This window comes from Neorhizobium sp. T25_13, from assembly GCF_002968675.1.
GTDB lineage: Bacteria > Pseudomonadota > Alphaproteobacteria > Rhizobiales > Rhizobiaceae > Neorhizobium > Neorhizobium tomejilense.
Map to the genome: position 1 here is coordinate 411,783 of NZ_PVBI01000001.1, position 14,608 is coordinate 426,390.

14 protein-coding genes are annotated in these 14,608 nt (G+C 62.4%); all 14 read left to right on the top strand.

Annotated features, from left to right (window positions below; genetic code table 11):
* Positions 1 to 160: 160 nt before the first annotated feature.
* The 14 genes from adhP (at position 161) to C5J22_RS02070 (ending at position 14,605) form a co-directional block, all read left to right on the top strand.
* Complete coding sequence (gene adhP / locus C5J22_RS02005; RefSeq protein ID WP_105436927.1) at positions 161 to 1,198, top strand: alcohol dehydrogenase AdhP; 1,038 nt, start codon at positions 161 to 163, stop codon at positions 1,196 to 1,198.
* A 110-nt stretch (positions 1,199 to 1,308) separates the two neighbouring features.
* Positions 1,309 to 2,286, top strand: a complete 978-nt coding sequence (locus C5J22_RS02010; RefSeq protein WP_105436928.1) for a bifunctional enoyl-CoA hydratase/phosphate acetyltransferase — start codon at positions 1,309 to 1,311, stop codon at positions 2,284 to 2,286.
* A gap of 137 nt (positions 2,287 to 2,423) precedes the next feature.
* Positions 2,424 to 3,533 (top strand): HlyD family secretion protein, encoded by a 1,110-nt coding sequence (locus tag C5J22_RS02015; protein WP_371412524.1) that lies wholly within the window; start codon positions 2,424 to 2,426, stop codon positions 3,531 to 3,533.
* Entirely contained in the window at positions 3,530 to 6,298 is a 2,769-nt protein-coding gene (gene rbbA, locus C5J22_RS02020) for a ribosome-associated ATPase/putative transporter RbbA (RefSeq protein ID WP_105437183.1), read from the top strand. The genes C5J22_RS02015 and rbbA overlap by 4 nt, the downstream gene beginning before the upstream one ends.
* 3 nt (positions 6,299 to 6,301) lie before the next feature.
* A complete protein-coding gene (locus C5J22_RS02025; RefSeq protein WP_105436930.1) occupies positions 6,302 to 7,414 on the top strand; it encodes an ABC transporter permease in 1,113 nt (370 codons plus the stop codon).
* Between the two features lie 190 nt (positions 7,415 to 7,604).
* Complete coding sequence (locus C5J22_RS02030) at positions 7,605 to 7,955, top strand: hypothetical protein (protein ID WP_371412525.1); 351 nt, start codon at positions 7,605 to 7,607, stop codon at positions 7,953 to 7,955.
* 131 nt (positions 7,956 to 8,086) lie between these two features.
* Positions 8,087 to 9,334 (top strand): efflux RND transporter periplasmic adaptor subunit, encoded by a 1,248-nt coding sequence (locus C5J22_RS02035; RefSeq protein ID WP_105436932.1) that lies wholly within the window; start codon positions 8,087 to 8,089, stop codon positions 9,332 to 9,334.
* Complete coding sequence (locus tag C5J22_RS02040; RefSeq protein ID WP_105436933.1) at positions 9,331 to 10,476, top strand: ABC transporter permease; 1,146 nt, start codon at positions 9,331 to 9,333, stop codon at positions 10,474 to 10,476. The genes C5J22_RS02035 and C5J22_RS02040 overlap by 4 nt, the downstream gene beginning before the upstream one ends.
* 4 nt (positions 10,477 to 10,480) lie before the next feature.
* Positions 10,481 to 11,212 (top strand): ABC transporter ATP-binding protein, encoded by a 732-nt coding sequence (locus tag C5J22_RS02045; protein WP_105436934.1) that lies wholly within the window; start codon positions 10,481 to 10,483, stop codon positions 11,210 to 11,212.
* A 142-nt stretch (positions 11,213 to 11,354) separates the two neighbouring features.
* The gene (gene blh, locus C5J22_RS02050) at positions 11,355 to 12,653 is read left to right on the top strand and encodes a bifunctional sulfur transferase/dioxygenase Blh (RefSeq protein WP_105436935.1); all 1,299 of its coding nucleotides are present in this window, start codon (positions 11,355 to 11,357) and stop codon (positions 12,651 to 12,653) included.
* The gene (gene bigR / locus C5J22_RS02055; protein WP_105436936.1) at positions 12,644 to 12,991 is read left to right on the top strand and encodes a sulfite-sensing transcriptional repressor BigR; all 348 of its coding nucleotides are present in this window, start codon (positions 12,644 to 12,646) and stop codon (positions 12,989 to 12,991) included. Before blh ends, bigR begins: the two co-directional genes overlap by 10 nt.
* Positions 12,988 to 13,398, top strand: a complete 411-nt coding sequence (locus tag C5J22_RS02060) for a YeeE/YedE family protein (protein ID WP_105436937.1) — start codon at positions 12,988 to 12,990, stop codon at positions 13,396 to 13,398. Before bigR ends, C5J22_RS02060 begins: the two co-directional genes overlap by 4 nt.
* Positions 13,395 to 13,826 carry a YeeE/YedE family protein gene (locus tag C5J22_RS02065; RefSeq protein ID WP_105436938.1) on the top strand — a complete coding sequence of 144 codons (432 nt, stop codon included), beginning with the start codon at positions 13,395 to 13,397 and terminating at the stop codon, positions 13,824 to 13,826. Before C5J22_RS02060 ends, C5J22_RS02065 begins: the two co-directional genes overlap by 4 nt.
* On the top strand, positions 13,808 to 14,605 hold the full coding sequence (locus C5J22_RS02070) for a sulfite exporter TauE/SafE family protein (protein ID WP_105436939.1): 798 nt from the start codon (positions 13,808 to 13,810) through the stop codon (positions 14,603 to 14,605). The genes C5J22_RS02065 and C5J22_RS02070 overlap by 19 nt, the downstream gene beginning before the upstream one ends.
* Positions 14,606 to 14,608: the final 3 nt, after the last annotated feature.

Genomic DNA, 14,608 nt, shown 5'->3' on the forward strand with positions numbered 1-14,608 from the left:
CCTTCTAGTAGGGAGTCTGTCAACGGCATGGTGTCATCAATTTCCTGATGCCCCCGCCCAAGGCCAAACCATCGGCCCCGCGATTGCGTTGGGTCAATGAAACGGCCCTTACCCGGGATAATCGTTGCGGCATTCATGCCTTCCACGACAGGAGACGAACATGACGCGAACGATGAAAGCCGCTGTTGTGCATCAATTCGGCAGGCCACTTGCGATCGAATGCGTGCCGGTGCCCGTACCGGGCCCAGGCGAAATCCTCGTCAAGGTCATGGCCTGCGGCGTCTGCCACACCGACCTTCACGCCGCCGATGGCGACTGGCCCGTCAAGCCAAGCCCGCCGTTCATTCCCGGACACGAGGCGGCCGGCATTGTCGTCGAGCTCGGCCCGGGCGTGACGGGATTGAAGGAAGGTGACGCCGTCGGTGTTGCCTGGCTGCACGACGCATGTCTCGCGTGCGAATATTGCGAGACCGGCTGGGAGACGCTTTGCGAGCACCAGCACAATACCGGCTATAGCTGCAACGGCGGATTTGCCGAATATGTCATTGCATCCGCCGCCTTCGCCGCAAGACTGCCGCAGAACGTCGATTTTGCGGCGATCTCGCCGATCCTCTGCGCCGGCGTGACCACCTACAAAGGCCTCAAGGAAACCGAGGCGAAACCCGGCGAGTGGGTGGCAATCTCCGGCATCGGCGGGCTCGGCCATGTCGCAATTCAATATGCCAAGGCGATGGGCTTCCATGTGGCGGCGCTCGACGTCAGCCCGGAAAAGCTGGAGCTTGCCCGCCGCCTCGGCGCCGATCTCGCCGTCGATGCCCGCTCGTTGAACGCCGTTGAGGAAACGCTGGAGGCAACCGGTGGCGGCGCGCATGGCGTGCTGGTCACCGCCGTCTCGCCGCCGGCTTTCTCCCAGGCAATCCGGATGGTAAGACGCAAGGGAACGGTCAGCCTGGTCGGCCTACCGCCCGGCGACTTCCCGACGCCGATCTTCGACGTCGTACTCAAACGCATCACGGTGCGCGGCTCGATTGTCGGGACAAGACGTGATCTCGATGAGGCTATCGCCTTTGCCACCGAGGGCAAGGTCAAGGCGGAGATCCACAAGGCGCCGCTCGAAGACATCAACGACATCTTCGCACGCCTGAAGGACGGTAAGATTGACGGGCGTATGGTGCTGGATTTCTCATCTGCATCCTGATCATCATACACGATACACGACAGTTCGCGGATCGCGGCGTCGGCACATTGAGCTGCGTCAAGGAAAGCGACGCCATTCCAGGCGACATAGGCCACCGTGGGCGCCCTCTCATGCGCTCTCGGAGAGAGGAACAGGTCGATCCCGTGGATATCATGCTCAGACATCACGGCCGTTACGAGGCCATCATCCGCGAAGCGATTTCACTGCCAGCGATGCGGACGGCGGTGGTCCATCCGTGTTCGACGGAAACCCTGCGTTCCGCCGTGGAACTCAAGGAACAGGGCTTTCTTGATCCCGTCCTGGTCGGCCCGGAGCACAAGATCAGGGCGATAGCCGACACCGCCGAACTTTCACTCGCCGGCATCGACATCGAGCCTGTCGAGCACAGCCATGCCGCAGCCGACCGCAGCGTCGAACTTGCCGCAATCGGCAAAGTCGCCGCCCTGATGAAAGGCAGCCTGCACAGCGATGAACTGCTGTCGGCCGTGGTCGCGCCGGCGTCAAGACTGAAGACCGGCCGGCGCATGAGCCACGTCTACGTCATGGACATTCCGGCCTATGACAAGCTGCTAATCGTCACCGACGCGGCAATCAACATCCAGCCGGACCTCGATCAGAAGCGCGATATCTGCCAGAATGCCGTCGACCTGATGCATCTTCTCGGCGTCGAAAGACCGCTGGTGGCGGTGCTGGCCGCCGTCGAGACCGTCAACAGCAAGATGCCTTCGACGCTGGACGCGGCGGCCTTGACCGTCATGGCCGCGCGCGGGCAGATCGAAGGCGCGGTTGTCGACGGGCCGCTCGCCTTCGACAACGCAATCAGCATCGAGGCCGCGCAGGCGAAATCCATCACCTCTCCAGTTGCCGGGCATGCAGACATCCTGCTGGTTCCCGATCTGGAAGCCGGCAACATGCTGGCCAAGCAGCTCATTTATTTCGCCGGTGCAGACGCTGCGGGACTGGTCCTCGGCGCCCGGGTTCCGATCATACTGACAAGCCGCGCAGACCCGGCAAAGGTTCGAACGGCGTCGGCCGCTCTTGCGAGGCTCAGCGCTGCGAAACGACTTGAAGCGAGGATGCCTCTGTGATGCAAAGGGAGTGGCGGTCGAGCTGGACGTGGAATTTGATCCTTGTTCAACGGCAGCGCCAACTGCAAACGCGCCTCGAAGCGAGCCGGCCCGCCTTAGATTGATCGCGGTCAAGGTGGCTCCTCCGGGAATGGCCGATGAACACCTGTTCCCACCGGAAAGGAATAGAGCCTGTGTTGAGCCGTAAATTGAGATTTGGCCTCGCCATCATCGCCGCTGCGGGTATTGGGTATTTCGCGTGGCGCTACTACGACATGCGACTTTCGGCAGAGGCGATGCCGGGCATCGCCAGTGGAAACGGCCGCATCGAGGCAGTCGAGATTGATATCGCGGCGCGGACGGCCGGACGGCTTTCCGATATTCTGGTGAAGGAAGGCAACGTGGTCAAAGCCGGCGCAGTCGTCGCCCGCATGGATATCGAACAGCTCGCCGCCCAGAAGCGGGAAGCGGAGGCCCAGCTTGCTAGGGCCAGGATCGCCATCGAAACCGCGAAAAGCCTCGTCGTCCAGCGCCAGGCGGAAAAGGAAGCCGCGGCCGCAACCGTCTCCCAGAACGAGGTCCAGCTGCAATCGGCCCGCAAGCGACTTGCCCGCAGCGAGCAGATGAGCCGCAGCGGATCGGTTTCCGAACAATTGCTGGACGACGACCGCGCCAGGGTCGAGGGAGGAGTGGCGACCGTCTCGGCCGCCAAAGCCAACCTTGCGGCGACCGATGCGGCAATCGGTGCGGCGCAGTCTCAGGTCGTGGATGCCGAGGCCGCGGTCGAGGCGGTACAGGCAACCGTCGCGCGGATCGACGCCGATCTGCGCGATTCCGAACTTAAGGCTCCGCGCGACGGACGGGTGCAATATCTCGTGGCGCAGCCGGGCGAAGTGGTCGCCGCCGGCGGCCGCGTGCTCAACATCCTCGATGTCGGCGATGTCTACATGACCTTCTTCCTGCCGACCGGGGAGGCCGGGCGCGTCCCGATCGGCGGCGAAGCTCGCATCGTTCTCGATGCCGCCCCTCAATATGTCATTCCGGCCCGGATATCCTTCGTGTCCGATGTCGCGCAATTCACGCCGAAGACGGTGGAGACCGAGGAGGAACGACAGAAGCTGATGTTCCGCCTGCGGGCGCGCGTCTCTCCGGAACTGCTTCAGAAATATATCGCGCAGGTTAAGACCGGGTTGCCGGGCCGGACCTATGTGAAGCTCGATCCCGCCGCAGAGTGGCCGGCGGCCCTGTCACGGCCGATTACCCCATGAGCCCGGAGCAGCAGGCGAAGGGCACCCCGGCGGAACCCGCCTATGTGGCGCGGTTGAGGGACGTCAGCCATTCGTACGGCGGGACGCGCGCGATCGACGGCATAACCCTCGATCTGCCGGCAGGGCGGATGATCGGCCTGATCGGCCCGGACGGGGTAGGCAAATCCTCGCTGCTTTCGCTGATTTCCGGCGCACGCCAGGTCCAGACGGGCGAGGTCGAAGTGCTTGGCGGCGACATGCGCAACGCCCGTCACCGCGACCGCACCTGCCCGGCCATCGCCTATATGCCGCAGGGGCTCGGCAAGAACCTCTATCCGACGCTATCGGTGTTCGAAAATGCCGATTTCTTCGCCCGCCTGTTCGGCCAGGGCCGCGAGGAGCGGGAATACCGCATCGCCAACTTGCTGAAGCGCACCGGCCTGTCGGGCTTCGAGGACCGCCCAGCCGGCAAGCTTTCGGGCGGCATGAAACAGAAGCTCGGCCTCTGCTGCGCGCTCATCCACGATCCGGACCTCTTGATCCTCGACGAGCCGACCACCGGCGTCGACCCGCTGTCGCGCCGGCAGTTCTGGAGCCTCGTCGACGATATTCGGAGGGAGCGGCCGGAGATGAGCGTGATTGTCGCAACCGCCTATATGGAGGAAGCGGCGCGTTTCGACTGGCTGGCGGCCATGGATGCCGGCAAGGTGCTGGCGACCGGAACGCCGCGCCAGATTCTGACCCGTACCCGCGCGCATACTCTCGACGAGGCCTTCATCCAGCTTATGCCCGAAGAGAAACGCGCTGCCCACCACGCGGTCGCGATCCAGCCTGCGGACTTCACCGAGGCTGATTTCGCCATCGAGGCGGAAGGCCTCACGATGCGCTTTGGCGATTTCACCGCAGTAGATAACGTCAGCTTCCGCATCCGCCGGGGCGAGATTTTTGGCTTCCTCGGCTCCAACGGCTGCGGCAAGTCCACGACGATGAAGATGCTGACCGGCCTACTGCCGGCAAGCGCGGGCACGGCGAAGCTGTTCGGCAGGACGGTTGATCCGAAGGACATGGATGTCCGGAGACGTGTCGGCTACATGAGCCAGGCCTTTTCGCTCTATACAGAGCTGACGGTCCGGCAGAACCTCGACCTGCATGCGCGGCTGTTCCAGCTGCCGGCCGACACGATCCCGGCCCGGATCGAGGAAATGGGCCGGCGTTTCGAGCTTACGGAGGTCATGGACACGCTCCCTGACGCTTTGCCGCTCGGCGTCCGGCAGCGGCTCTCGCTGGCGGTAGCACTGATCCATTCGCCGGAAGTGCTGATCCTCGACGAACCGACTTCGGGCGTCGACCCGATCGCCCGCGACCAGCTGTGGGCCGCGCTGATCGAGCTGTCGCGCAAAGACCATGTCACCATATTCATCTCCACCCATTTCATGAACGAGGCTGAGCGCTGCGACCGCATATCGCTGATGCATGCCGGCAAGGTGCTGGTGAGCGATACGCCCGATGCGATCCGCAAAAACCGCTATGCCACGACGCTGGAGGAGGCGTTCATCGCCTATCTCGAAGATGCGATCGGCGGGACGGCCGCCTCCTCATCCGCATCGACGCCCTCGACGGCGGACGACAGACGCAAGTTCGCCGGAGCACGGCCGCACCGTTCCTTCGACCTGCGCCGCATCTGGAGCTACAGTCTTCGCGAGACCCTGGAGATCCGCCGCGACCCCATCCGGGCCACCCTGGCGCTGATCGGCAGCGTCATCCTGATGTTCGTGATCGGCTACGGCATCAACATGGACGTCAAGGACCTGACATTCGCGGTTCTCGACCGGGACGACACGGTCGCCAGCCGCGACTATACCGCCGACATCGCCGGTTCCCGCTATTTCATCGAGCAGCCGCCGCTCGGCGATTACGCCGACCTCGACAGGCGCATGCGCGACGGCTCGCTGAAGCTGGCGATCGAGATTCCCGCCGGCTTTGCCGAACATGTCGCACGCGGCCACGACGTGGAAATCGGCGCGTGGATCGACGGCGCCATGCCGCAACGGGCGGAAACGACGCGCGGTTATGTGCAGGGCATGCACGCCCACTGGCTGGCGCAAAAGGCGCGCGAGATCTACGGCGATGCCGCCAAGGGACAGTTCTCGATCGAGACCCGTTTCCGCTACAATCCCGGCATCGAAAGTCTGGTGGCGATGGTGCCGGCCGTCATTCCGTTGCTGCTTCTGCTGATCCCGGCGATGCTGGCGGCGCTGTCGGTGGTGCGGGAGAAGGAACTCGGCTCGATCGTCAATTTCTACGTGACGCCGGTGACGAGGCTCGAATTCCTCATCGGCAAGCAGCTTCCCTATCTGGCACTCGGCATGATGAACGCGGTGCTCCTGTGGCTGTTTGCAGTCCTGGTGTTCCAGGTGCCGTTCACCGGCAGCCTAGCTGCCTTCACGGCGGCAGCCCTTCTCTATGTCGCTTTCGCGACCGCCTTCGGCCTGCTTGTTTCGACTTTCATGTCGAGCCAGATCGCCGCGATCTTCGGGACGACGCTGATGACGATCATACCGGCGGTGCAGTTTGCCGGCATGATCGATCCGGTCTCCTCGCTTCAGGGCATCGGGGCGGTCATCGGCCAGATCTATCCGACCACCTATTTCAACATTATCTCCCGCGGCACTTTCTCGAAGGGCCTCGGCTTCGAAAACCTCTTCGAGGCTTTCCTGCCGCTCCTTGTCGCCGCTCCGCTGCTGATTGCGGCAAGCACCGTCTTTCTCAAGAAGCAGGCACGGTGACGCATGCGGCTCGCCAATATCTTCCACCTCGGGATCAAGGAACTGCGCGGCCTGCTGCGCGATCCGATATTGCTCGGGCTGATCGTCTATTCCTTCACGATCGCGGTCTATACCGAAGCAAAAGCCGTTCCCGAAACATTGAACAATGCGCCGATCGCAATCGTCGACGAGGACAATTCGCCAGTCTCGCGCCGGATCGCTGACTCTTTCCTGACGCCCTATTTCAAGCCGCCGGCAATGATCACCTCGGGCGAGATGGATGCTCGCATGGATGCCGGCACCGACACGTTCGCGCTCGATATCCCGCCGAATTTCCAGAGCGACCTGATCGCCGGCAAGGCACCGGTCGTCCAGCTCAATGTCGATGCGACCCGAATGACCCAGGCGTTTTCGGGATCCGGATATGTGCAGAACATCGTCTCGACCGAAGTCGCCGGTTTTGCCGCCGCGGATATTGATGATCGTATACCGTCGGTGGATCTGGCATTGCGCGCCCGGTTCAATCCCCAACTCAACCAGATGTGGTTCGCATCGGTGATGAACGTGATCAACAACGTCACCATGCTGGCGATCATCCTGACCGGCACCGCGCTCATCCGCGAGCGGGAACACGGGACGGTGGAGCATCTTCTGGTGATGCCTTTGACGCCGTTCGAAATCATGGCCGCAAAAGTGTGGTCGATGGGGCTGGTGGTGTTCGTTGCCACTCTGCTTTCGCTGATCTTCGTGGTGCAGGGATTGCTGAAGGTTCCGATCGAAGGATCGATCGTGCTGTTCATGGCGGGGGCGGCGCTCCACCTGCTGGCGGCGACCGCCATGGGGATAGCGCTTGCAACGCTTGCGGGCTCAATGCCGCAGTTCGGCCTGCTGCTGATGCTGGTGCTCCTGCCGCTGCAAATCCTCTCCGGCGCGACCACGCCCCGCGAAAGCATGCCGGAAGCGATCCAGACGATCATGCTTGCCGCGCCGAACACGCATTTCATCCTGCTCGCCCAGGCGATCCTTTATCGCGGCGCCGGGTTCTCCGTGGTCTGGCCGCAGTTCCTCTGGCTCGCGAGCATCTCTGCCGGCCTCTTCGTGTTTTCGCTGCTCGGATTTCGTCGGTCGTTGCGATGACAGCGGTTCGTTGACGAACATCGAGGACAGCCCTGCCGCGGCCCTACACTGGACCTAACCCAAGAGACGGTGCTGACAGTGGGATCGATCGTGACCCTTAGAGCCGATTGTGACCCGGCCAGGCCTCGGCGAGTACGGCGACGGCGTGGAAGCCTTCGAGAAGGGCTTTTGCGGCTTCGAAAATTGAGCGTTGATCTACGTCACTGCCAATACCTTCCCAATCACTACTCTGCAGGAAACAGAGAAGGAGGGTGTCATGCCACTGAAACTGAAATCCGGATTCCTGATGTCGTCCGGCGACGAAGGCCGGCTCGTGATGGATTCGGGCGTCGGCGATCAAATCGTCATCGTTGCCCGCGAGGCGCTTGAGGCAGTTGCCGATCCCCCTCGCGTGGACGAATTCAGATTACAGGAATACATCGACGTCTTCAGCCGGATCGCCAGTGCGAAATTCGATGAAAGGTTGCTCGATTCCCGTGGGCACGTCCACGTGACGTCGGAGGACGTCCGAACCTGGCATGCGGCGTTCCCGCCAAGGTAAGCGGCAGCAGGCGCGCCGCAATCCCGCCAACCAAACAGACGCCGCAGTTGATCGAGATCATTGCGAGTACCGCGGCCAAGGCGCAGCAAAGATAGCATGAGCTGTCTCCATCCTTACCGCAGGGAACGCATATGCTTGAAGTTCCAAAGCCGATCATGAAGGAGATCCCTTCAGTCGTCGAAAAGGCACAGGTCCAAGCCATCGGAAAGACGCTGCGACTATCCGCTCGTGTCTACGCGTTCTCTATCTTGCTGGTCGTTGCCATGGGCGCAGGTTTCGGCGCATGGGCGATGTTCCTGCGCCCGATCGAAGTTCAAGTCGCAAGCACCGAGCAAGACGTGCCCGTGCAGGTCTTCGGCCTCGGGACGGTCGAGGCGCGGGTGACATCGAGGATTGGCTTCAAGGTGTCTGGCGTAGTGGTCGATTTGCGCGCCGATGTCGGCGATCGCGTTTCCAAGGGCGCGGTTCTGGCCCGTCTTGATGACCGTGAGCAGAACGCACAGGTCGCTCGGGCAAACGCGGTGGTCCAACAGGCCGAAGCCAATCTTCAAAGAGCGACCGCAAGCGTCGAAAAGGCTCAGGTGAACCATGCGAATGCCAGGAGCATCAATGAGCGCCGGCAATCGCTGCTAAAGGGCAATACCACCTCGCTTGAAGCCGCGCAGACGGCAGAAGCGGCAGAGGACGCAGCCTTGGCCGATGTGAACCTGGCGGAAAGCGATCTCCTGGTGGCCAAGGCCAATATTGGCGACGCCAAGGCGCAACAGCAACTGCAATCAACCATATTGGACTTCTACACCCTCATGGCACCCTACGATGCCATGGTGACCACGCGCCTCAGGGAACTCGGCTCGGCGCTCGGCGCCGGTGAACCGGTGTTCACGCTGATCGACCCAAAGACCGTGTGGGCGCTCGCTTACGTCGACGAGAGCAAGGCCGGCGAGATCACCGTCGGCGAGCCCGCCGAGATCGTGCTGCGTTCTCAGCCTGGGAAGCGTATCGCCGGCCACGTCGCGCGCATCCAGCCGGAAAGCGACCGGGTCAACGAGGAGCGGCGGGTCGAGATCACGTTCGACACGCCGCCCGCCGATTTGTATCTCGGTGAGCAGGCTGAGGCCCACATCACGACCGTTCGGCTTCCGCAGGCCCTATTGGTCCCGGAGGCGGCCATCATCGGCCTCGGCAAAAATCAGGGAACCATATGGACCGTCGAGGATGGATCCCTGGAGCAGCGCAACGTGACACTTGGGCACCGGCTGCTCGACGGTCGTATTGAGATCACCGGTGGTGTCCCCGAGCACGCCCTCGTCCTCACGACATTGCGCAGTGGACTGCGCATCGGCCGTGCCGCGAAGGTCGCCGAAGGGACAAGTCGATGAATCTGGCCTACCGGGACATCAAGCACAATCTCCTGCGTTTTTTGCTGACCAACGTCGGCTTAAGCTTGCTCCTTGGCATCGTAATCATGATGAGCGGCGTCTATGGCGGCCTGATCGATGACGCATTGCGTCAGGCCCGCGCGGCCAATGCAGATCTCTGGGTGGTCGAGGCCGGGACCAATGGGCCGTTCGCCGAATCCTCGCGTATTCCGGGCGACACCAGAGAACTGGTTAGCCGGCTCTATGGCGTCCAGCGCGCCGGGTCTGTCACCTACCAGTCGGTCCAGACCGAGTTGAACGGCGTTCCACACCGCCTCTTTCTCATCGGCTTTGAGCCGGGCAGACCCGGTGGGCCACGTCAACTCTCGGCCGGCCGCGACATCTTGCGCGGCCACTACGAAATGATCGTCGATGGTTCCGCCGGTCTGGCGCTGGGCCAGGAGGTCCTGCTGGGAACCCGAGATCACAAGTTTTCCGTTGTCGGCCTGATGCGGAACGAACTCACATCATCCGGCGATCCCGTCGCCTATGTCACCCTGCGCGACGCGCAAGCGCTCCAGTTCGAACTGGCGCCCCCGGCTTCGCGGCGCGAGCAGGCGCGCAGCGGATCCACGGAAACCAACGATCAGATCAATGCCGTCATCGCCAAGGTGTCACCCCATATCCCGGTCACCGAGACGGCAGCGGCACTCTCGCGGTGGAAACACCTGACGGCCCTCACGCAGGCTCAGCAGGAGACCCTTCTGAGCAAGTTCGTGATCGAAAAAGCGCGCAAGCAGCAGCTTCTGATCATGGTTCTGCTGGTCATCGTTTCGGCCGTCATCATCGCGCTGATCATTTACACGATGACCATGGACAAGGTGCGGTCGATCGCCACGCTCAAATTTGTCGGAGCGCCTGATCGCACCATCATCGGCCTCATCGTTCAGCAATCCCTGTCATTGGGGATTACCGGCTACATCGCCGGGCTCGCGCTTGTCTTTACCTTCAGGCCCTTTTTCCCGCGGCGGCTCGTGTTCGACCCGGAGAGCGTTATGGCCGTGTTCGCTATCACGATCGTGGTCTGCCTTGCCGCAAGCACCCTGGGCATTCGGCTCGCGCTGAAAGTGGACCCCGCCGAAGCACTCTCCGCTGCAGGGTAGGATCATGATCGAGACAGGCACACAAGCGGTTGTATGTGTCGAACACCTCTCGAAGCATTTCGGTTCGGGAAGTGCGCGGGTCGACGCGCTTATTGATATCAACATGGAAGTCTTTCCCGGCCAGGTCGTCGGTCTTATGGGGCCGAGCGGTTCGGGCAAGACCACGCTTCTCAACTGCATGGCCTGCATTCTGGAGCCAAGCGGCGGCCGGCTCAGGCTCGACGGCGAAGCCGTCTACGACGACCATTGGCTCAAGGCGGACCTGCGCCGGTTGCGGCTCGACAAGATCGGCTTCATTTTCCAGTATCCCAATCTGCTGCCGTTCCTCAACGCCACCGACAATGTCGCCGTGGTGCTCCACCTTGCAGGATTGGGCGCCGCTGCAGCGCATCAGCATGCTATCGAACTGCTCGATTATCTCGAGGTCGGCCACCGCAAGCACGCAATGCCCGCGCAACTGTCCGGAGGCGAAGCCCAACGGGTGGCCATTGCTCGCGCGCTCGCCAATCGGCCGCGCATCATCCTCGCCGACGAACCGACCGCGCCGCTCGATTCCGCCCGCGCCCGTATAGTGATGGATTTGTTACGACGGATCGCAATCGACCAGAGCGCGGCTATTATCGTCGTCACACACGACGAGATGATCCTCGACCGCTTCGACCATATTTACCGGCTGCGCGACGGTCGGCTGGAAAGCGACGATCTTTCGCGCGCTTCGGTGGGAGTTGGCTACTGATGTTCGTTTTGCCGCTGCCGTGATCGGCGAACTCGCCGGATCACGGCAGCGGCAAAACGTATAAAATTCCGTGCCTCGCCTTGAAAGAGTAATAATATATAATATGTTATATTGTATATTGATCTCAGACACGGAGCGAGTCATGCCTGTCACCGCAATATCCGAGAAGCTTTCTGTCTCGCCGCAGCCGAGCATCGACGACATCCTATCGCTTCGCGACAAAGGATTCAAAACACTCATCAACAACCGACCGGACAACGAGGATCCTGCCCAGCCGGGAACCCAAGCCGAAAGCCTGGAAGCGAAGCACTGCGATCTCTCCTACGCCTTCATTCCAGTCACGGCCGGCACCATCACCGAGGCGGATGTGCGTGCCTTCCAGCGGGCGGTCGATGAATCGGAAGGTCCAGTGTTTGCCCACTGCCAATCCGGAACGCGCTCACTGAACCTCTACTTGATCGGCGAGGTTCTTGACGGCCGCATGCCTGCAGAGAACGTCATCGAGTTCGGACGCAGCCGCGGCTTTGATACCAGCGGCGCTGCTGCCTGGCTCAAGCAACATGCTGCCCGCAGGCCGCAGGTGAAGGGCCTCTTCGACAAGCGCACCTGGAGTGTTCAGTACGTGGTCTCGGATCCGGCCACGCGCAAGTGCGCCATCATCGACCCTGTGCTCGACTTCGACGAGAAGGCTGGAGCAACGGCGACAATCAACGCCGACGCGATCCTCGACTACGTCCGCGACAACCAGTTGACGGTCGAGTGGATCCTCGACACCCATCCGCATGCCGATCATTTCTCGGCGTCTCAATATCTGAAGGAGAAGACAGGCGCGCAAACAGCGATCGGCACGCGTGTCGTCAATGTCCAGAAACTATGGAAGGACATCTACAATTGGCCTGAGCTTGCGGTCGACGGCTCGCTATGGGACCGTTTGTTCGCCCATGGTGAGACCTTCAAGGTCGGCTCGATCGATGCGACGGTGCTGCTCTCGCCCGGACATACGCTCGCCTCCATCACCTATGTGATCGGCGACGCAGCCTTCGTGCACGATACCCTTTTCATGCCCGACAGCGGTACGGCGCGCGCCGACTTCCCCGGTGGCGATGCCCGCGTTCTATGGAAGTCGATCCAGGAGATTCTTGCGCTCCCGGACGAGACTCGAATCTTCACGGGTCACGACTACCAGCCGGACGGTCGGGCACCTCGCTGGGAAAGCACCGTCGCTGATCAGAAGAAGTTCAACCCGCATCTTGCCGGTGTGACGGAGGAAGAGTTCGTGGCGCTCAGGACGACGCGCGACAAGACGCTGCCAATGCCGAAGCTCATCCTGCACGCCCTGCAGGTGAACATCCGCGGCGGACGTCTGCCGGAGCCGGAAGCCAACGGCAAGCGCTACCTCAAGTTTCCGCTCGATGCATTGCAGGGAGCTGCATGGGAATGACGACCGATCTGAAGCCGATGACAAAAGCGGGGCTTTCCCCTGCCGAGATGGCCAGCCGGGCCGGAGAGGTAGCGAACCTCCTGAAGACGTTGTCCCATCCGGCGCGCCTGATGATCGTCTGCACGCTCGTGGAAGGCGAGTATTCGGTTGGCGAGCTTGAAGAGAAGGTCGACGTCCACCAGCCGCATCTGTCGCAGCACCTGACGGTGCTGCGTGGCTCCGGCATCGTCGAAACCCGGCGGGAGGGAAAACAGATCTTCTATAGCCTGACGGAGGAGAAGACCGCCCTGCTGGTTGCCGCCCTCTATGACATCTTCTGCGTGAAGGAAGACAAATGAACGCATATCTCCCCTCATTGGCCGGGGGCATGCTGATCGGCGCATCGGCCGTCATGCTCCTGCTCCTCAACGGCCGGATTGCCGGGATCAGCGGGATCGTCGGGCGTCTCGCCCAAGGCGTCGGATTGACCACCAATCTTGCGTTCGTGCTCGGGCTGCTGCTCGGGCCGCTCACCTACCTGTTCGCGTTCGGTGGCTGGCCTGCCGTGCAGATCACCGCCGGCTGGCCGCTGATCATCGTCGCGGGGCTGCTCGTCGGCTTCGGCTCGCGTATGGGATCGGGCTGCACAAGCGGACACGGCGTGGTCGGGCTTGCCCGCCTGTCGCCGCGCTCCATGGTAGCGGTCGCCACGTTCCTGACGGCCGGCGTGGTTGCCGTCGCAGTTCTTCGAGGTCTGGGACTATGAATAGGAACATCTGCCAATTCGGGGCGGCTCTCGCCTCGGGCATCGTCTTCGGTTTCGGCCTGTCCCTGTCTGGCATGCTGAACCCGGCCCGCGTCCAGGGCTTCCTCGACGTGTTCGGCGCGTGGGATCCGAGCCTTGCCTTCGTTCTCGGTGGCGCCGTCGTCGTCGCCTTCATCGGCGTGCAGGGGATGAAGCGGATGCGCCATCCGGCCTTCGACGACAGCTTCCATGTGCCGACGAACCCTCGGATCGACGCGCCGCTGGTGATCGGCTCGGCCTTGTTCGGCCTGGGCTGGGGTATCGGTGGCTTCTGTCCCGGCCCGGCGGTCGCGTCCCTGTCGGTCGGAATCCCGCAGACAGCACTGTTCGTCATCGCCATGCTCGTGGGCATGACCTTGTATGACAGAGTATGGAGCAGGCGGACGTGAGCACCTCCATCTTGGCGGCAGTCGGCTCCGGCGGAATCGTCGGCTTCATGCTCGGTCTGCTCGGCGGTGGCGGATCCATCCTGGCGACGCCGCTGCTCCTCTATGTCGTTGGCGTGACACAGCCGCATGTTGCCATCGGTACGGGTGCGCTTGCCGTCTCGGCCAACGCCTTCGCCAACTTTGCAAGCCACGCGATCAAGGGTCACGTCTGGTGGCGCTGCGCAGCCGTCTTCTCCGCCCTCGGAGTCCTTGGCGCCCTCGGCGGCTCCAGCCTTGGTAAGGCGATGGATGGGGATCGCCTGATCTTCCTGTTCGGCTTCCTCATGATCGTCGTCGACATCCTGATGCTGAAGCCCAGGAAGGCTATGGCGGTGGAGGGCCGCCCCGTCGACCTCAGGATGTGTCTCTCAACAGCGGCCGTGGCGCTCGCCGCCGGCGCTGCCTCCGGCTTCTTCGGCATCGGCGGGGGCTTCCTGATCGTTCCGGGCCTGATGCTGGCGACGGGCATGCCGATGATCAACGCGATCGGCACCTCGCTCCTCTCCGTCGGGGCATTCGGGCTGGCAACGGCCCTGAACTATGCCAGTTCAGGCCTGGTGGACTGGAGGCTCGCCATCGAGTTCATCAGCGGCGGCATCGTCGGGGGCGTGCTCGGCATGCTCCTCGCCACACGGCTCAGTGCCTACAAGAACATCCTCAACCGCCTGTTCGCCGCGCTCATCCTCGTGGTCGCCGCTTACATCTTGTATCAGAACTGGGGACCTATGGTGTCAAGGTGAGCG